The following is a 17,910-nucleotide window of genomic DNA, read 5'->3' as shown; positions in this document are numbered from 1 at the left end:
CTGTGCCATGTATTAACCGAATAAGGCATTCAAACAGTATTCGAAACGACGGTTTGTCGCAGGATATAAAACGGGAATACAATATCACGATAAAAAAGAACGTGCAGCCGTGTTTGATTTGAGTTGAAGAAAACCGGGAATTAACCTGCTTCAGACCTCGGTCAGAATTTGGAAAAACAACGAACGAAACGAACATTAAAAATCATGAATGTTCGTTTTTTTATATTGTGTTCAGCGTTAGATATTGCTACAATAGTATAGTAAATTAAAAAAGACTTGTCGTATAATCATGGGGATATGGCCCATAAGTTTCTACCAAGCTACCGTAAATAGCTTGACTACGCTTGTATACAATATTTTGTGCGTGAAAAAACATTTTTTCAGTATGAAATATGCCGTAGTCAAGCGTCCCGTCAATTGGGGCGTTTTTTGTTTAAAAGCAAAGGTTTATGAAACAATAAAAGCGACAGACAAACGAGAGGAGTATACCATTTTGAAGCGTTACTTTCAGTTTGAAGAATTGGGCACAAATTATCGGAGAGAAATGATCGGCGGACTCACCACATTTTTGTCCATGGCATATATTTTGATTGTCAACCCGCTTACGCTTTCTCTGGCGTCGGTGGAAAATTTTCCAGATGCATTGAGAATGGATCAAAGCGCGGTCTTTACGGCAACGGCGGTTTCAGCAGCTGTCGGTTGTTTTATCATGGGGCTGCTCGCGAAGTATCCGATCGCCCTTGCGCCCGGAATGGGGCTTAACGCATTCTTTGCATTCTCTGTCATCCTGAACATGCAGATTCCATGGCAGACGGCTCTCTCCGGCGTTATGGTTTCCGGACTTATTTTTATCGTTCTTTCGCTATCCGGTTTAAGGGAAAAAATTATCAATTCGATTCCTTATGAACTGAAAATGGCTGTCGGTGCGGGGATTGGTCTGTTTATCGCTTTCGTCGGTTTGCAGGGCTCCAAAATCGTCGTATCCAACCCGGATACGATTGTGTCGTTTGGGAATATTCATTCAGGTCCCGTTCTTTTGACTGTTTTCGGACTGATCATCACTGTCATTTTAATGGTATTGCGTGTGAACGGAGGTATTTTCTTCGGGATGTTGATCACGGCGATTGTCGGCATGATCTTCGGCCAGATTGACGTTCCGGACAAAATCGTCGGTGCCGTTCCTAGTCTTGCGCCGACATTTGGACAATCCTTTATCCACCTTCATGATATCTTTACGGTGCAAATGCTTGTCGTCATTTTAACGTTTTTATTCGTCGACTTTTTTGATACGGCCGGTACACTGGTGGGTGTTGCATCACAAGCCGGTTTAATGAAGGATAACAAACTGCCGCGCGCGGGAAGGGCTTTGCTTGCCGATTCTTCCGCAACTGTCGCCGGAGCGATCCTTGGGACATCGACCACGACGGCTTATGTTGAGTCAAGTGCCGGGGTAGCGGCTGGAGCGAGAAGCGGTTTTGCGGCGATCGTAACAGGCGTTTTGTTCTTGCTGTCGCTGTTTTTCTCGCCTGTCCTTAGCGTTATCACTTCGCAAGTGACGGCGCCTGCTTTAATCATCGTCGGCGTACTGATGGTGGCGAATCTCAACAAAATCGACTGGACCAAGTTTGAGATTGCGGTGCCCGCATTCTTAACGATGATTGCGATGCCGCTGACATACAGCATCGCCACCGGAATCGCGATCGGATTTATTTTCTACCCGATCACGATGATCTTTAAAGGCAAAGCAAAAGAGATCCATCCGATTATGTACGGATTGGCTGTCGTATTTATTCTTTATTTCATTTTCTTGAAATAAGCTGTGTGAAAAGCGCTTGTTCAAATGAACAAGCGCTTTTTTATTTCCAAATCATTAAAAACGGAACCTTCCGCCTTCGTTTTTCGTCATATATAAGGGCTGCCGCATCTATGATAAAAAGAGGTTTGTCTTGACTGTTTCACACAGCTTATGTAATTTATAAAAGTGCTTTTCATTTATGTAAAGCTTTTGAATAGAATAGGAGTTGCTTATATGATTGAAGAACATCACAAACGAAATGAAGATGATATAGAACAAGAACCTGCTTCGAGGATGTCGAGGAATTCCCGGAAAAAAGCGAGGAAGAGCAAGGAGACGAATCCGTCTGCGGCGAAAGTCAAATCGGTGATGGAGAGCGTGATTGCCGCTTTGTTCCGCTATTTCAGCTTTGTGCTCGATATTTTAAAATCCCCGGTGCGCAGCGCACTTGATTATGACCGGTCTTATTTTAAGTATTCCGTTATTTCAATGACGCTTTTAGCCGTTTTCTTTTCGCTCGGCAATTTTTATCAGCTGCTTGCGGGACGGGGGAGAGTTCTCGGGTTCGGCGTATCAGTGCCGTTCATGGAAGTATTTTTGGTTGTGTTTATCTACTGCATGGCTTTCATGTTTTGGATGGCGGCAGCGAGCTGGATTGTATCGAATTTTATGCTCAGATATAAAGCTTCATTTTTCGATATCACGGCAAAGTACGGCTCTCTATTGGTTCCGTTTATCGTCCCTGCCGCTTTGTGGATGATATTCGCGATTATCAACTTCACGGCCGCGACGGTGATTCTCTCGATCGTCATCTTTATGGGATTGACATTCGGCACTTTTACGCTGATTCAATCGATTTATGAAAAAAGCGAAAAAGCGCGGTTTGACCTGATGTACTGCGTGTTTACCGTCTTTTTGCTTGAATTAGTATTCGTTGCGGCAACATGGAAGCTGGTAGGCGGATACTTGCTGTCGTCGCTTATCCCGGTATAAGGAGATATTGCCGGTTCTTCAAGAAGAACCGGTTTTTTCTCCACATTAATTCTGAGTTGACTCATAAGAATAATGTGTATATATTGTAACCAATCATACGAACGGATGGGGGAGTGATCGATGGCTAACTTTCTTCGAAAAGCCGTAAAGCAAAAAAAGGAGTATTTAATCAGACAGCTCGCAAAATCAGGGCGGCTGGACAATTTGAAAGACCTCTCGTCATACACGCTGAGCGATTTGGAAAAGGAACACCGGAAGCTGCACGAATCTGATGCAGATCGTCAGCGGGATCATAAACACCAGCTCTGAAAGACGTTCATTTGAACGTCTTTTTTAATAGAGTTTCAATGCTTTGAAACCGGCAGAAAAAGGGTAAACTGATGGGAGTGAGCAATGTCGAAAAATTTTTTGGTGAAGCAGGGCCATTACAGGATTGTGTATGGAGAATTTCTCTAGTAGAATATGATTGCTTTGCATCTAAAGGAGGGATTTCAATTGCTTCACTCAGCACTATTGAACAGTGTGATCATGGTTGGAATTATTCTGGTTATCAATATTATATATGTAACGTTTTTAACCCTTCGAATGATACTGACTCTTAAAGGCCAGCGGTATCTCGCCGCTTTTATCGGGACAATCGAAATGCTTGTTTACGTCATCGGGCTTGGGCTCGTTCTAGATAATTTAAATCAAATTCAAAACGTGATCGCTTATGCGGTTGGATTTGGAATCGGCATCATCGTCGGCACGAAAATTGAAGAAAAGCTCGCTTTGGGCTATATTACCGTTAACGCCATTACGAAAGAGCTCGATTTGGATCTGCCGAAACAGCTCAGGGAAAAAGGCTACGGGGTCACCCATTGGGTCGTCAGCGGACTTGAGGGAGACAGAACGGCGATGCAGGTTTTGACACCGAGAAAATACGAACTGCAACTATACGAAACGATTAAATCAATCGATTCAAAAGCATTTATCATTTCCTACGAACCGAAGACGATACACGGCGGATTCTGGGTTAAAGCCGTAAAGAAAAGGAGAATTAAAGAATAATGACAAAGCCGAAAAAAAAGCGCTTTGAAGTAACGGAAGGCGAAACGATCGAAACCGTGTTGACGAAGATGCAGGAAGAAGGCTATACACCGGTGCGCCGAATGGAGGAGCCGGTCTTCAAAGAAACAAAGGAAAATGGAACGATTCAGGTTGTTCCGTGCGGAAGAAAAATTATATTCGAAGGGAAATTGCTCTAAACCCGAACATTAGACCAACAAAATATACTATCGTTCGATAATGTCGTTGACATTATCACAGTCCGTTGTTAAGATAAACATGACATGAAAACACATCCTCATATAATCTTGGGAATATGGCCCATAAGTCTCTACCCGATGACCGTAAATCATCGGACTATGCAGGAAAGTGGACAATAAACTGACATGGAGATCGCGAGAAGCGGACTAACTGACGATACACGCGCCATGCCCGGTTTGTGTTGCTTCCTACAATGCAATACATGCCGGGCTTTTTATTTGCGAAGAATAACAGCTAAAGGTGGGACAAAAAGATATGCAGCCTCTTCTTGGTGTTATCATGGGAAGCACATCTGACTGGGAAACGATGAAACATGCCTGCGGCATACTCGATGAACTGGGAATTCCGTTCGAAAAAAAGGTCGTTTCCGCACATCGGACGCCTGATTTAATGTTTGAATATGCCGAAACGGCGCGGGAAAGAGGCTTGAAAGTCATCATTGCCGGAGCGGGCGGAGCCGCTCACCTGCCGGGAATGGTCGCAGCCAAAACGACGCTGCCTGTCATCGGTGTGCCGGTTCAGTCAAAAGCGCTGAACGGTCTCGATTCGTTGCTTTCAATCGTTCAAATGCCGGGTGGTGTACCCGTTGCGACCGTTGCCATCGGCAAAGCGGGAGCGGTCAACGCCGGACTGCTTGCGGCGCAGATTTTGTCAGCCTTTGACGAAAAACTTGCTGAAAGATTGGACGAACGAAGGGAAAGCATCAGACAAACCGTATTGGAAAGCAGTGATCAGCTTGTATAAACAAACGATTTTTCCGGGAGCGACAATCGGCATTATCGGAGGCGGACAGCTTGGCAAAATGATGACGGTCGCGGCTAAACAAATGGGCTATAAAATCGCGGTGGTTGACCCTGTTCCTTCATCACCGTGCGGCCAGGTCGCCGACCTTGAGATTACGGCTGCCTATAATGACAGGGAAGCGATACGGAAGCTTGCCGAAGCGAGCGACGTGATCACTTACGAATTCGAGAACATCGATTATGATGCGCTGAACTGGCTGAAGGAGCACGCTTACCTTCCGCAGGGGAGCGAGCTGTTGCTCCTTACGCAAAACAGGGAGACCGAGAAAAAAGCGATTGAATCAGCGGGCTGCAAAGTCGCGCCGTACCGGATCATTCACGACCGGGCGGAACTGGAAGCGTCCGTAGCGGAGCTCGGTTTTCCGGCGGTGCTGAAAACTTGCCGCGGCGGGTATGACGGAAAAGGGCAGTACGTCCTGAAAGAACACGCACAAATCGGGGAAGCCGCAGCTCTTTTACAGCACGGCACATGCATTTTGGAAAGTTGGGTTCCTTTCAAAATGGAATTGTCCGTGATCGTGACAAGATCGGTTCACGGAGAGACAACCGTCTTTCCGGCGGCAGAAAACATCCATAAGCAAAATATTTTATTCCAGAGCATCGTCCCGGCGCGAGCCGATGAGGCGATTCAGGAACAAGCGGCAGCACTTGCCCTCAGGCTTGCCGAAAAGCTTCAGCTTGTTGGAACGCTGGCCGTTGAGCTTTTCCTGAAGGAAGACGGCGGGCTTCTCGTCAATGAGCTGGCGCCGCGGCCGCATAATTCCGGCCATTACACCCTTGATCTTTGCGAAACGAGCCAGTTTGAACAGCATATCCGTGCTGTCTGCGGGCTGCCGCTCGGCAAAACGGACCTTCTGAAGGAAGGAATGATGGTGAACCTTCTCGGAGACGAAGTGTACATGGCTGAAGAAGACCCCGAACTTTTAAAAGAAGCGAAGCTTTATATATACGGAAAGCATGAAGTCAAACCGGGCCGCAAAATGGGGCACATCACATTTTTAAGAACACCCGACGATGAATGGATCGGGAAGATGACAGAAAAGTGGACTGAAAGAGATGGAGGACGAAAACAATGATCGAACGTTATTCAAGACCGGAAATGGCTGCGATTTGGACGGATGAAAACAGATTCCAAGCATGGCTTGAAGTTGAAATACTGGCTTGTGAAGCTTGGGCTGAACTCGGCGTGATTCCGAAAGAAGATGTGAAGGTTTTGCGGGAAAAAGCGTCATTTGACATCAACCGCATCTTCGAAATCGAGCAGGACACGCGTCACGATGTCGTCGCATTTACCCGCGCCGTATCGGAAACGCTTGGCGAAGAGAAAAAGTGGGTGCACTATGGGCTGACATCAACAGATGTGGTCGATACCGCTCTTTCCTATCTATTAAAACAGGCGAACGATATTTTGCTCAAGGATCTTGAGAGATTTATTGACATCTTAAAAGAAAAAGCGAAAGAACATAAATATACGGTGATGATGGGACGTACACACGGCGTACATGCAGAACCGACGACGTTCGGCTTAAAGCTCGCCCTTTGGTATGAAGAGATGAAGCGCAACCTGGAACGCTTCAAGCAAGCGAAAGAAGGCATCGAAGTCGGCAAAATCTCAGGCGCCGTCGGAACGTACGCGAACATCGATCCATTCGTCGAGCAGTACGTATGTGAGAAGCTCGGTTTAAAACCTGCGCCGATTTCAACGCAGACGCTGCAGCGCGACCGCCACGCCGATTACATGGCTGCACTGGCGCTCGTTGCGACAAGCATCGAGAAATTCGCCGTTGAGATCCGCGGCCTTCAAAAAAGCGAAACCCGCGAGGTCGAAGAATTTTTCGCAAAAGGCCAAAAAGGTTCATCTGCGATGCCGCATAAGCGCAATCCGATCGGCTCGGAAAACATGACGGGAATGGCCCGCGTCATCCGCGGCTACATGCTGACCGCTTATGAAAATGTACCGCTTTGGCATGAACGCGACATTTCGCATTCATCAGCAGAGCGCATCATTCTGCCTGATGCGACGATCGCGCTGAACTACATGCTGAACCGCTTCGGCAACATTGTGAAAAACTTGACCGTGTTCCCTGAAAATATGAAGCGCAACATGGACCGCACACTCGGATTGATCTACTCCCAGCGCGTCCTTCTCGCTCTCATTGATACCGGCATGGCGCGCGAAGAGGCGTATGATACCGTTCAGCCGAAAGCAATGGAAGCATGGGAGAAACAAGTGCCGTTCCGCCAGCTTGTCGAGGCTGAGGAAAAAATTACGTCCCGACTGTCTCCGGAACAAATTAACGACTGCTTTGATTACAATTACCACTTGAAAAATGTCGACTACATTTTTGAACGTTTAGGCTTGGCATAGAATAGACCGCCCGCTTTTACAGGCGGGGGTCTAACTGCTTAAATATTTCCAACATTCGGGTTAGGAGGCCTTCTGTGAATATTGCGAAAAATGAACTTTTATACGAAGGAAAAGCGAAAAAGATTTACCGGACGGATGATGACAACACTTTGTTTGTCGAATACAAAAACTCAGCGACGGCTTTTAACGGAGAAAAAAAAGCCGAGATTGACGGAAAAGGCCGTTTAAATAACGAAATTTCCAGCCTGATTTTCACAAGGCTTCACGAGAAGGGAATCAACAACCACTTTGTTGAACGAATTTCTGAAACGGAGCAGCTCATTAAAAAAGTGACGATCATCCCGCTTGAAGTCGTTGTCCGCAATGTCGTTGCCGGAAGCATGTCCAAAAGGCTCGGCATTCCGGAAGGCACGGAGCTGGGGCAGCCGGTTATCGAGTTTTACTACAAGGATGACGCGCTTGGCGATCCGCTGATCACAGAAGACCATATCCGGATTTTAAAAGCGGCTGAGCCTGAACAGGTGGAGAAAATCAAATCGATTACGAGACAGGTAAACGAAGAGCTGCAGACGATTTTCGCGGCTTGCGATGTCAGATTGATAGATTTCAAGCTTGAGTTCGGACTCGATAAAGACGGCGAGGTCCTGCTGGCCGACGAGATTTCCCCGGATACGTGCCGGCTGTGGGATAAAGAAACGAATGAAAAGCTTGATAAAGATGTGTTCAGAAGAAACCTGGGCGGATTGACGGATGCATACGAAGAAATATTCAAAAGACTTGGAGGCATGTAATATGTACAAAGTGAAAGTGTATGTCAGCTTAAAAGAGAGTGTTTTAGATCCTCAGGGGAGCGCCGTTCAGCATGCTTTGCACAGCATGTCCTACAAAGAAGTTCAGGACGTCCGCATCGGCAAATACATGGAGCTCACAATCGAAAAATCGGACCGCGACCTTGACGTTCTCGTCAAAGAAATGTGCGAAAAACTTTTAGCCAACACGGTGATTGAAGATTACAGATACGAAGTCGAGGAGGTTGTCGCACAGTGAAATTTGCGGTGATTGTGCTGCCTGGCTCAAACTGCGATATCGATATGTTCCACGCGATTAAGGATGAGCTTGGCGAAGAAGCTGAATACGTCTGGCATACAGAAACAAGTCTTGATGAATATGACGGTGTCCTCATTCCGGGAGGATTCTCATACGGTGATTATTTAAGATGCGGCGCGATCGCCCGCTTCGCAAACATTATGCCGGCCGTCAAAAAAGCGGCTGAAGAAGGGAAGCCGGTGCTCGGCGTCTGCAACGGATTTCAAATTTTGCAGGAGCTCGGTCTTTTGCCGGGCGCAATGAGACGAAACAAAGATTTGAAATTTATCTGCCGTCCGGTTGAACTGATCGTCCAAAACAATGAAACGCTTTTTACATCTTCCTACGGCAAAGGCGAATCCATCACGATTCCGGTCGCTCACGGTGAAGGAAACTTCTACTGTGATGAAGAAACGCTTGCCGGATTAAAAGAAAACAATCAAATCGCTTTCACATACGGAACGGATATTAACGGAAGCGTCGCCGATATTGCAGGCGTCGTCAATGAAAAAGGCAATGTATTAGGCATGATGCCTCACCCTGAACGCGCAGTCGATTCTCTGCTCGGAAGCGCCGACGGTCTTAAACTGTTTCAATCTATCGTGAAAAATTGGAGGGAAACTCATGTCGCTACTGCTTGAACCAAGTCAAGAACAAATTAAGGAAGAGAAACTCTATCAGCAAATGGGTGTCAGCGATGACGAGTTTGCCATGATTGAATCGATTCTCGGAAGGCTTCCAAACTATACGGAAATCGGGGTTTTTTCGGTCATGTGGTCAGAGCACTGCAGCTACAAAAATTCCAAGCCGATCCTGAAAAAGTTCCCGACAAAAGGCGAACGCGTCCTGCAAGGACCAGGGGAAGGCGCAGGAATCGTCGATATCGGCGACAATCAGGCGGTTGTCTTCAAAATCGAATCGCATAACCATCCGTCAGCGATTGAGCCGTACCAGGGAGCTGCAACGGGTGTGGGCGGCATCATCCGCGACGTCTTTTCAATGGGCGCGCGTCCCATCGCTGTTTTGAACTCTCTCCGGTTTGGCGAACTCACTTCACCGCGTGTGAAGTACTTGTTTGAAGAAGTAGTCGCGGGCATTGCCGGATACGGCAACTGCATCGGCATTCCGACCGTTGGCGGGGAAGTTCAGTTTGACAGCTGCTATGAAGGCAATCCGCTTGTCAACGCGATGTGTGTCGGTTTGATCAACCATGAAGATATTAAAAAAGGGCAGGCGAAAGGCGTCGGCAATACCGTCATGTACGTCGGCGCGAAAACGGGGCGCGACGGTATCCACGGTGCAACGTTCGCCTCAGAAGAAATGTCTGACCAATCAGAAGAAAAGCGCTCGGCCGTGCAAGTCGGCGATCCGTTCATGGAGAAGCTGCTTCTTGAAGCGTGTCTGGAAGTCATTAAATCAGACGCCTTGGTCGGTATTCAGGACATGGGTGCGGCAGGACTGACAAGTTCCAGCGCGGAAATGGCATCCAAAGCCGGATCGGGCATCGAGATGAACCTTGACTTGATTCCGCAGCGCGAAACAGGGATGACGCCGTACGAAATGATGCTTTCAGAATCCCAGGAGCGCATGCTTTTGGTCATCGAACGCGGCCGCGAACAGGAAATCATCGATATTTTTGACAAGTACGATCTTGAAGCTGTGGCTGTCGGTCATGTGACAGATGACAAGATGCTGCGCCTTTTCCACAACGGGGAAATGGTTGCCGAGCTTCCGGTCGATGCGCTTGCAGAGGAAGCGCCCGTTTACCATAAGCCGTCAAAAGTACCGGCTTATTACAAAGAGTTCCTTGAAACAGACGTCCCTGCACCAAAAGTCGAAGATGCGAAAGAAACGCTTCTTGAGCTGCTAAAGCAGCCGACCATTGCGAGCAAAGAATGGGTTTATGACCAATATGACTACATGGTCAGGACGAACACGGTTGTCGCACCGGGCTCTGATGCAGCCGTCCTCAGGATTCGCGGCACGAAAAAGGCGCTTGCCATGACAACGGACTGCAATGCCCGCTACTTGTACCTCGATCCGGAAAAGGGCGGGAAAATCGCTGTCGCAGAAGCAGCCCGCAATATCGTCTGCTCCGGAGCAGAACCGCTAGCCGTTACGGATAACCTCAACTTTGGAAATCCTGAAAAGCCGGAGATTTTCTGGCAGATTGAAAAAGCGGCAGACGGGATCAGCGAGGCGTGCAACGTGCTCAGCACACCGGTCATCGGCGGAAACGTCTCTCTTTACAACGAATCAAACGGAAGCGCGATCTACCCGACGCCTGTCATCGGAATGGTCGGACTGATCGAAGATACGGAACATATTACGACACAGCACTTTAAAGCAGCGGGCGATTTGATTTATGTCATCGGCGAAACATTCCCTGAGTTCGCCGGAAGCGAGCTGCAAAAACTGACCGAAGGAAAGATTTACGGCAAAGCGCCTGCCATTGACTTGGAAGTCGAACAATTGCGTCAAAAAGCGCTTCTGAAAGCGATCCGCACCGGTCTCGTTCAATCGGCGCATGACGTCTCAGAAGGCGGCATCGGCGTGGCGCTGGCGGAAAGCGTCATATCTTCTCAAGGGCTCGGCGCCAATGTGACGCTTGCAGGCGAACCTGCATTGTTATTCAGCGAAACACAATCACGGTTTATCGTCTCTGTGAAAAAAGAGCATCAAGAAGCGTTCGAAAAGCTTGTCAAAGATGCCGATCTCATCGGCGAGGTAACGTCAGACAGCGCGCTTGCTGTTCAAAGCCAGGAAGGACAACAATGGATTCATGCGCAGACAGAAGAGCTCGAAAGCGCATGGAAAGGAGCTATCCCATGCTTGCTGAAATCAAAGGCTTAAATGAAGAATGCGGCGTATTTGGGATTTGGGGGCATGAAGAAGCACCGCAAATTACGTACTACGGCCTTCACAGCCTTCAGCACAGAGGCCAGGAGGGCGCCGGCATCGTCGCGACAGACAGCGAAAAAATGTCCTCCCACAAAGGCCAGGGGCTGATTACTGAAGTTTTTCAAAACGGCGAGCTCAAAAAGGTGAAAGGAAAAGGAGCGATCGGCCATGTCCGCTATGCAACAGCGGGCGGCGGCGGTTTCGAAAACGTCCAGCCGTTCCTTTTCCATTCGCAAAACAACGGCAGTCTTGCGCTTGCGCACAATGGAAACTTAGTGAACGCCACTCAGCTGAAACAGCAGCTTGAAAACCAGGGCAGCATTTTTCAAACGTCTTCTGATACGGAAGTGCTCGCCCACTTAATTAAAAGAAGCGGTCACTTCGAGCTGAAAGATCAGATCAAAAACGCTCTTTCCATGCTGAAAGGCGCTTATGCTTTCCTGATCATGACGGAAAAGGAAATGATCGTGGCGCTTGACCCGAACGGACTCAGACCGCTATCCGTCGCAATGCTCGGCGACGCGTACGTTGTCGCTTCTGAAACGTGTGCGTTTGATGTGGTCGGCGCAACATATCTGCGCGATGTAGAACCGGGCGAGATGCTGATCATCAATGATGAAGGCATGAAGTCAGAGCGGTTTTCCATCAACATCAACCGCTCGATCTGCAGCATGGAGTACATTTATTTCTCAAGGCCTGACAGCAATATTGACGGCATTAACGTTCACAGCGCGAGAAAGAATCTCGGCAAAAAGCTCGCCGAAGAGTCAGGCATTGAAGCAGATGTGGTAACAGGCGTTCCGGATTCAAGCATTTCAGCGGCGATCGGCTATGCGGAAGCGACGGGAATTCCTTACGAACTCGGACTGATCAAAAACCGCTATGTCGGCAGAACGTTCATTCAGCCGTCACAGGCGCTCAGGGAGCAGGGCGTGAGAATGAAGCTGTCAGCCGTCCGCGGGGTCGTTGAAGGCAAGCGCGTCGTCATGGTGGACGATTCCATTGTGAGAGGCACGACGAGCCGCAGGATTGTAACGATGTTGCGCGAAGCCGGAGCGACGGAAGTGCACGTCAGAATCAGTTCCCCGCCTATTGCCCATCCGTGCTTTTACGGAATTGACACATCGACGCACGAAGAACTGATCGCTTCCTCTCATTCAGTGGAAGAAATCCGTCAGGAAATCGGCGCCGACACATTATCATTCTTGAGCATTGAAGGACTCCTTTCCGGGATCGGAAGACAGTATGAAGGCGAAAACTGCGGCCAGTGCATGGCCTGCTTTACAGGAAAATACCCGACCGAAATTTATCAGGATACTGTTCTTCCTCACGTGAAAGAAGCCGTTTTGACAAAATAAACCGGGCGGCGCTTGAAGCGCCTGGCCTGCTGAAATGAATAAAGGGCAGCAGAAGCGATGCGCGGCTGCTCTTTTGATTTTGAATATCACGAATGGACAAGCGCGGAATAAGGAGTGATTGTGTTGTCTGAAAGCTATAAAAACGCCGGGGTTGATATCGAAGCCGGATATGAAGCCGTAAAACGAATGAAAAAACATGTGGAAAGAACGAAGCGAATCGGCGCAATGGGCGGTCTTGGCGGGTTTGGCGGCATGTTTGACCTGTCGGAACTGCCGTACAAACAGCCGGTTCTGATTTCGGGAACGGACGGTGTCGGCACAAAGCTGAAGCTCGCTTTTGCGATGGACAAGCATGACACGATCGGCATCGATGCCGTCGCTATGTGTGTCAACGATGTGCTCGCTCAAGGAGCGGAGCCGCTGTTCTTCCTCGATTATCTTGCGGTCGGAAAAGCCGATCCCGTCAAAATTGAAGAGATTGTAAAAGGCGTTGCAGAAGGCTGTGTACAGTCAGGATCAGCGCTTGTCGGCGGAGAAACGGCGGAAATGCCTGGTCTTTATACAGAGGATGAATACGATATTGCCGGGTTCTCGGTCGGAGCTGCTGAAAAAGATGGCATCGTTACGGGCGAAAACATCAGCGAAGGACATCTTTTAATCGGACTTTCTTCAAGCGGACTTCACAGCAACGGCTTCTCTCTCGTTCGGAAAGTTCTTCTTGAAGATGCCGGTCTGAACCTTGATGAGACGTATACACCTTTTGAACGGCCTCTTGGGGAAGAGCTTTTAGAGCCGACGAAAATTTATGTCAAGCCTGTCCTTGAAGCGGTGAAATCAGGCAAAATCGCCGGTATGGCGCACGTGACCGGGGGCGGCTTTATCGAAAACCTGCCGCGTATGATGCCCGATGGCCTTGGTGTTGAAATCGACATCGGCTCCTGGCCCGTCCCTCCTATCTTTCCGTTCATTCAGGAGAAAGGCGGCCTGAAATCCGAGGAAATGTTCAATGTTTTCAATATGGGAATCGGCTTTGTCCTTGCGGTGAAAGAAGAGGATATGACAGACGTAATCCAAACGCTCGAAACTAACGGTGAAAAAGCCTATCTCATCGGCAGAGTAAAAGCCGGAAGCGGCGTTGTGTTTGGCGGTGCCGGTCTTTCATGAGAAAATTCGCGGTATTTGCATCAGGAAGCGGAACGAATTTTGAAGCGATCGAGAGAAGAATGAGAGAAGAGAACTGGGATGCCGAAATCGTCCTCGTCGTCTGTGACAAGCCCGATGCGAAAGTGCTTGAAAGGGCGGAAAAAGCCGAAATCCCGTCGTTCGCATTCCAGCCGAAATCATTCGAAAATAAAGCGGCTTTTGAACAGGTGATCGTTGAACAGCTCCGCCTCCACGGAGCGGAATGGATTGTCCTGGCGGGGTATATGAGGCTGATCGGCGATACGCTTCTTTCGGCTTACCGGAATAAAATCATCAACATCCATCCGTCGCTCCTGCCGGCGTTCCCCGGCATCGACGCGATCGGACAAGCGTACAGAGCAGGCGTGAAAGTGGCAGGCATCACGGTTCATTATGTTGACGAAGGCATGGACACCGGTCCGATTATCGCCCAGCGTGCCGTTGAACTTGAAAAAAGCGAAACACTCGCGTCTCTTGAAAAAAAGATCCACAAATTGGAGCATGAGCTTTATCCCGAAGTAATCAAAGAGCTTCTTGAACTAAATGGCAGAGGTGAGAAGGAATGACGATCAAACGCGCATTAATCAGCGTATCTGATAAAACGAACATTGTCCCTTTTGTAAAAGAATTGACAGAGCTTGGCGTTGAAGTGATTTCAACAGGCGGCACAAGCAAACTTCTTCAGGAAAACGGCGTTGACGTCATCGGCATTTCTGAAGTGACGGGCTTTCCTGAAATCATGGACGGCCGTCTGAAAACCCTTCATCCGAATATTCACGGCGGGCTTCTTGCCGTACGCGGCAACGAAAAGCACATGGCGCAGCTGAATGAGCAGGGGATTCAGCCGATCGACCTTGTCGTTGTCAATTTATATCCGTTTAAAGAAACGGTTTCTAAAGAAGACGTTACATTCGAAGAAGCGATTGAGAATATCGACATCGGCGGTCCCGGCATGCTTCGCGCTGCAGCGAAAAACCACCAGGACGTGGCGGTCATCGTCGATCCCCGCGATTACAGCCCTGTGCTGAACGACTTGAAAGAAAACGGCAGCGTCTCTCTTGAGAAAAAACGTGAGCTGGCGGCGAAGGTGTTCCGCCACACGGCAGCATATGACGCGTTGATTGCTGACTACTTAACAAACGTAACCGGTGAAAAAGAACCTGAACAGTTCACCGTCACTTTTGAGAAAAAACAATCGCTCCGCTACGGCGAAAATCCGCATCAGGAAGCGGTCTTTTATCAAAGCGCACTCCCTGTCAAAGGGTCAATCGCTTCAGCTGAACAGCTGCACGGAAAAGAGCTCTCCTACAACAACATCAAAGACGCGGATGCGGCACTTCAAATCGTCCGCGAGTTCACCGAGCCGGCTGCGGTTGCCGTCAAGCACATGAACCCTTGCGGCGTCGGGACGGGCAACACGATCGAAGAGGCGTTTAACAAAGCATACGCCGCTGACGAAACGTCGATTTTCGGCGGCATCATCGCCCTGAACCGTGAAGTGGATAAAGCGACGGCTGAAACGCTTCACAAAATCTTTTTGGAAATCATTATCGCACCATCATTCAGCCAAGAAGCGCTTGATATTTTAACATCCAAGAAAAACCTTCGTCTCTTGACCCTCGATGTCAATCAGCCTGTGAAAAACGAAAAGCAGCTGACATCTGTTCACGGCGGGCTCTTGATTCAGGATCTGGATATGCACGGCTTTGACGACGCTGACATTACGATTCCGACGAAAAGGGAGCCGACCGAACAGGAATGGGCTGACCTGAAGCTTGCTTGGAAAGTCGTGAAGCACGTCAAATCGAATGCGATTGTTCTGGCAAAAGACGATATGACGATCGGCGTCGGCGCCGGCCAAATGAACCGCGTCGGCTCCGCGAAAATCGCAATTGAGCAAGCCGGCGAGAAAGCGAAAGGAAGCGCGCTCGGATCAGATGCCTTCTTCCCGATGCCTGATACGGTCGAAGAAGCGGCTAAAGCCGGTGTGACTGCGATCATTCAGCCGGGCGGCTCGGTTCGTGATGAAGATTCGATTAAAAAAGCGGATGAATACGGCATCACGATGGTGTTCACCGAAATCCGCCATTTCAAACATTAAGGGAGTGACCAGCGTGAACGTATTGATTATCGGCAGAGGCGGCAGGGAGCACACGCTCGCCTGGAAAGCGGCGCAAAGCTCTCTCGTCGACACTGTATATGCGGCGCCCGGCAATGACGGAATGGCGGGAACCGCCGTACTCGTTGATCTTGACGAGGGCAATCAAGAAGGGCTTCTCGCTTTCGCAAAGGAAAACAATATCGGACTGACGATCGTCGGCCCTGAGGTCCCTTTAATCGAAGGGCTTGTTGATGCATTTGAAAAAGCGGGCCTTCCGGTGTTCGGACCGTCGAAAAAAGCAGCGGTGATTGAAGGAAGCAAGCAGTTTGCCAAAGATCTCATGAAAAAATACCAGATTCCCACAGCAGAATACGAAACCTTTACATCTTTTGAAAACGCAAAGGCGTATGTTGAGGAAAAAGGCGCTCCGATCGTTATCAAAGCCGATGGACTTGCCGCCGGAAAAGGCGTCACAGTCGCGATGACAGAGGAAGATGCGGTTCAGTGTCTGCATGACTTTTTAGAAGATGAAAAGTTCGGCGAAGCAAGCGCATCTGTCGTCATTGAGGAATTTTTGAGCGGTGAAGAATTTTCGCTGATGGCTTTTGTCAAAGGGGAAAAAGTGTATCCGATGGTGATCGCACAAGATCACAAGCGGGCATTTGACGGAGACAAGGGCCCGAATACAGGAGGAATGGGCGCATATTCCCCGGTGCCGCAGATTTCGGATGCGGTCGTCGAAGACGCCGTTAAAACGATTTTGGAGCCGGCGGCCGAAGCGATGGTTAAAGAAGGCCGTTCGTTTACGGGAGTCTTGTATGCCGGCTTAATGCTGACCGAAAAAGGAACAAAAGTGATCGAATTCAACGCGAGATTCGGAGATCCGGAAACCCAGGTCGTCCTGCCGCGTCTTGACTCAGACCTTGTACAAGTCTTGCTTGATCTCCTTGCGGACAAAGAAGTGGAGCTGAAGTGGAAGGATACGGCGGCAGTCACCGTTGTTCTTGCATCTGACGGCTATCCAGAAAGCTATGAAAAAGGCACTCCGATCGGCACGCTTGAGCCTGACAAGGAACAGACCGTCGTCTTTCACGCAGGCACGAAAAAAAGCGGCGATCAGTTTGTGACGAACGGCGGCCGCGTCGCCAATGTCACGGCGTTTGCCGAGACGTTTGAAGCGGCAAGGGAAGCAGCCTATCAAGCTGTGGAACGAGTAGGAAAACCGGGGCTGTTTTACCGGACAGATATCGGCGCGCGTGCGCTCAAGGCAGCGCAGAAGTAACAGGTGAAGAGACAGAGCGGGAGCGCCCGTTTTGTCTCTTTTTTTGAGCTCAGTTTTTTTGGATCATCTTGATCATCGATTCAGCCATCAATTCAGGCGGAAAAGGCATGCCGTTTTCAAGCCACCATGCGGCTGTGCCCGCAAAGGCGGAAATCACAAACCGCCGCTGGATATCGAGAGGCACTGAACGGTCAGTATCAGCAGCTGCCGTTTTTTTGATTCCTGTCAAAAAGCTGTCATTCCAAAAATCATTGAGCAGCTCCTTAATGTTCAGCTCATATCTTCTGTTGATAATAATCGCAAAATCACCGCAGTTCTGTTGTAAATGCTGATAAAAGCGCAGCACATACCAGTACGCTTCAGGCTTTTCCCCGCTGCAATCTATATCAAGCGGCGAAAAAATATCCTCTTTCATCGCTTCAAACATGTCTCTCATATTTTGATGAAGCAAATCGTCTTTATCTTGATAATGCTGATAAAATGTCGTTCGATTCAAGTTTGCCCGTTGCGTAATATCCTGTACAGAGATTTTTCCCCATTCTTTTTCAGCAAGCAGTTCAAACAAGGCTTTTTTTAAGTTTGTTTTCGATTTTGTGATCCGCTTGTCCCCGCGGTAGCTATCAGCCACTTCATTCGCCTCCTCAAAACACTATTTCGACACTTCTTTGCCATTTGTTGGTTGAATGGTCAGGTGGAATCTTTTAATTTAAAACTAACATATTGAACTTCATGA

18 protein-coding genes and 2 riboswitches are annotated in these 17,910 nt (G+C 48.7%); of the genes, 17 read left to right on the top strand and 1 reads right to left on the bottom strand.

Annotation, left to right across the window (positions count from 1 at the left end):
- The first annotated feature begins 259 nt into the window (after window positions 1–259).
- Window positions 260–361: riboswitch (purine riboswitch) on the top strand.
- A gap of 132 nt (window positions 362–493) precedes the next feature.
- The 17 genes from BTA31_RS06515 to purD all read left to right on the top strand — a co-directional run bounded on the left by BTA31_RS06515 (window position 494) and on the right by purD (window position 17,177).
- Complete coding sequence (locus tag BTA31_RS06515; protein WP_076790251.1) at window positions 494–1,816, top strand: NCS2 family permease; 1,323 nt, start codon at window positions 494–496, stop codon at window positions 1,814–1,816.
- A gap of 213 nt (window positions 1,817–2,029) precedes the next feature.
- On the top strand, window positions 2,030–2,788 hold the full coding sequence (locus tag BTA31_RS06510) for a hypothetical protein (RefSeq protein WP_043928930.1): 759 nt from the start codon (window positions 2,030–2,032) through the stop codon (window positions 2,786–2,788).
- Between the two features lie 120 nt (window positions 2,789–2,908).
- Window positions 2,909–3,097 carry a hypothetical protein gene (locus tag BTA31_RS06505; protein ID WP_076790016.1) on the top strand — a complete coding sequence of 63 codons (189 nt, stop codon included), beginning with the start codon at window positions 2,909–2,911 and terminating at the stop codon, window positions 3,095–3,097.
- A 219-nt stretch (window positions 3,098–3,316) separates the two neighbouring features.
- Complete coding sequence (locus BTA31_RS06500; protein WP_375846283.1) at window positions 3,317–3,838, top strand: DUF2179 domain-containing protein; 522 nt, start codon at window positions 3,317–3,319, stop codon at window positions 3,836–3,838.
- The gene (locus BTA31_RS06495) at window positions 3,838–4,035 is read left to right on the top strand and encodes an NETI motif-containing protein (RefSeq protein ID WP_003179527.1); all 198 of its coding nucleotides are present in this window, start codon (window positions 3,838–3,840) and stop codon (window positions 4,033–4,035) included. Before BTA31_RS06500 ends, BTA31_RS06495 begins: the two co-directional genes overlap by 1 nt.
- Before the next feature lie 78 nt (window positions 4,036–4,113).
- Window positions 4,114–4,216, top strand: a riboswitch (purine riboswitch).
- 135 nt (window positions 4,217–4,351) lie between these two features.
- The gene (purE, locus tag BTA31_RS06490; RefSeq protein ID WP_076790012.1) at window positions 4,352–4,840 is read left to right on the top strand and encodes a 5-(carboxyamino)imidazole ribonucleotide mutase; all 489 of its coding nucleotides are present in this window, start codon (window positions 4,352–4,354) and stop codon (window positions 4,838–4,840) included.
- Window positions 4,833–5,975 carry a 5-(carboxyamino)imidazole ribonucleotide synthase gene (gene purK, locus BTA31_RS06485; protein WP_076790009.1) on the top strand — a complete coding sequence of 381 codons (1,143 nt, stop codon included), beginning with the start codon at window positions 4,833–4,835 and terminating at the stop codon, window positions 5,973–5,975. Before purE ends, purK begins: the two co-directional genes overlap by 8 nt.
- Window positions 5,972–7,267 (top strand): adenylosuccinate lyase, encoded by a 1,296-nt coding sequence (gene purB, locus BTA31_RS06480; RefSeq protein WP_076790005.1) that lies wholly within the window; start codon window positions 5,972–5,974, stop codon window positions 7,265–7,267. Before purK ends, purB begins: the two co-directional genes overlap by 4 nt.
- 74 nt (window positions 7,268–7,341) lie before the next feature.
- Window positions 7,342–8,058, top strand: coding sequence for a phosphoribosylaminoimidazolesuccinocarboxamide synthase (purC, locus tag BTA31_RS06475; RefSeq protein WP_043928935.1), 717 nt, complete (start codon window positions 7,342–7,344; stop codon window positions 8,056–8,058).
- Between the two features lies 1 nt (window position 8,059).
- Complete coding sequence (purS, locus tag BTA31_RS06470; RefSeq protein ID WP_003179532.1) at window positions 8,060–8,314, top strand: phosphoribosylformylglycinamidine synthase subunit PurS; 255 nt, start codon at window positions 8,060–8,062, stop codon at window positions 8,312–8,314.
- Window positions 8,311–8,994 (top strand): phosphoribosylformylglycinamidine synthase subunit PurQ, encoded by a 684-nt coding sequence (gene purQ, locus BTA31_RS06465; RefSeq protein WP_076790002.1) that lies wholly within the window; start codon window positions 8,311–8,313, stop codon window positions 8,992–8,994. The genes purS and purQ overlap by 4 nt, the downstream gene beginning before the upstream one ends.
- Window positions 8,978–11,206 carry a phosphoribosylformylglycinamidine synthase subunit PurL gene (gene purL, locus BTA31_RS06460; protein ID WP_076789997.1) on the top strand — a complete coding sequence of 743 codons (2,229 nt, stop codon included), beginning with the start codon at window positions 8,978–8,980 and terminating at the stop codon, window positions 11,204–11,206. Before purQ ends, purL begins: the two co-directional genes overlap by 17 nt.
- A complete protein-coding gene (gene purF, locus BTA31_RS06455; RefSeq protein ID WP_076789992.1) occupies window positions 11,182–12,612 on the top strand; it encodes an amidophosphoribosyltransferase in 1,431 nt (476 codons plus the stop codon). The genes purL and purF overlap by 25 nt, the downstream gene beginning before the upstream one ends.
- A gap of 123 nt (window positions 12,613–12,735) precedes the next feature.
- Window positions 12,736–13,776, top strand: coding sequence for a phosphoribosylformylglycinamidine cyclo-ligase (purM, locus tag BTA31_RS06450; protein ID WP_076789987.1), 1,041 nt, complete (start codon window positions 12,736–12,738; stop codon window positions 13,774–13,776).
- Window positions 13,773–14,360 (top strand): phosphoribosylglycinamide formyltransferase, encoded by a 588-nt coding sequence (gene purN / locus BTA31_RS06445; protein WP_076789982.1) that lies wholly within the window; start codon window positions 13,773–13,775, stop codon window positions 14,358–14,360. The genes purM and purN overlap by 4 nt, the downstream gene beginning before the upstream one ends.
- Window positions 14,357–15,895, top strand: coding sequence for a bifunctional phosphoribosylaminoimidazolecarboxamide formyltransferase/IMP cyclohydrolase (purH, locus tag BTA31_RS06440; RefSeq protein ID WP_076789979.1), 1,539 nt, complete (start codon window positions 14,357–14,359; stop codon window positions 15,893–15,895). The genes purN and purH overlap by 4 nt, the downstream gene beginning before the upstream one ends.
- A gap of 13 nt (window positions 15,896–15,908) precedes the next feature.
- On the top strand, window positions 15,909–17,177 hold the full coding sequence (gene purD, locus BTA31_RS06435) for a phosphoribosylamine--glycine ligase (protein ID WP_076789977.1): 1,269 nt from the start codon (window positions 15,909–15,911) through the stop codon (window positions 17,175–17,177).
- Window positions 17,178–17,226: 49 nt separating this feature from the next.
- On the opposite strand, the gene BTA31_RS06430 is transcribed toward purD, so the two are convergent.
- Window positions 17,227–17,805 carry a TetR/AcrR family transcriptional regulator gene (locus BTA31_RS06430; protein WP_076789974.1) on the bottom strand — a complete coding sequence of 193 codons (579 nt, stop codon included), beginning with the start codon at window positions 17,803–17,805 and terminating at the stop codon, window positions 17,227–17,229.
- Window positions 17,806–17,910 lie beyond the last annotated feature (105 nt).

Source organism: Bacillus haynesii, assembly GCF_001969855.1.
In the GTDB taxonomy this organism is placed as follows: domain Bacteria; phylum Bacillota; class Bacilli; order Bacillales; family Bacillaceae; genus Bacillus; species Bacillus haynesii.
Note: the sequence above shows the minus strand (reverse complement) of the source record. Positions and strands in the feature narration are given on the sequence as shown.

Coding starts and splice junctions, on each gene's coding strand:
- BTA31_RS06500 (WP_375846283.1), top strand. CDS start 3,317: ATGGTTGGAATTATTCTGGTTATCAATATTATATATGTAACGTTTTTA.
- purE (WP_076790012.1), top strand. CDS start 4,352: ATGCAGCCTCTTCTTGGTGTTATCATGGGAAGCACATCTGACTGGGAA.
- BTA31_RS06495 (WP_003179527.1), top strand. CDS start 3,838: ATGACAAAGCCGAAAAAAAAGCGCTTTGAAGTAACGGAAGGCGAAACG.
- purL (WP_076789997.1), top strand. CDS start 8,978: ATGTCGCTACTGCTTGAACCAAGTCAAGAACAAATTAAGGAAGAGAAA.
- purF (WP_076789992.1), top strand. CDS start 11,182: ATGCTTGCTGAAATCAAAGGCTTAAATGAAGAATGCGGCGTATTTGGG.
- purS (WP_003179532.1), top strand. CDS start 8,060: ATGTACAAAGTGAAAGTGTATGTCAGCTTAAAAGAGAGTGTTTTAGAT.
- purN (WP_076789982.1), top strand. CDS start 13,773: ATGAGAAAATTCGCGGTATTTGCATCAGGAAGCGGAACGAATTTTGAA.
- purB (WP_076790005.1), top strand. CDS start 5,972: ATGATCGAACGTTATTCAAGACCGGAAATGGCTGCGATTTGGACGGAT.
- purH (WP_076789979.1), top strand. CDS start 14,357: ATGACGATCAAACGCGCATTAATCAGCGTATCTGATAAAACGAACATT.
- BTA31_RS06505 (WP_076790016.1), top strand. CDS start 2,909: ATGGCTAACTTTCTTCGAAAAGCCGTAAAGCAAAAAAAGGAGTATTTA.
- BTA31_RS06510 (WP_043928930.1), top strand. CDS start 2,030: ATGATTGAAGAACATCACAAACGAAATGAAGATGATATAGAACAAGAA.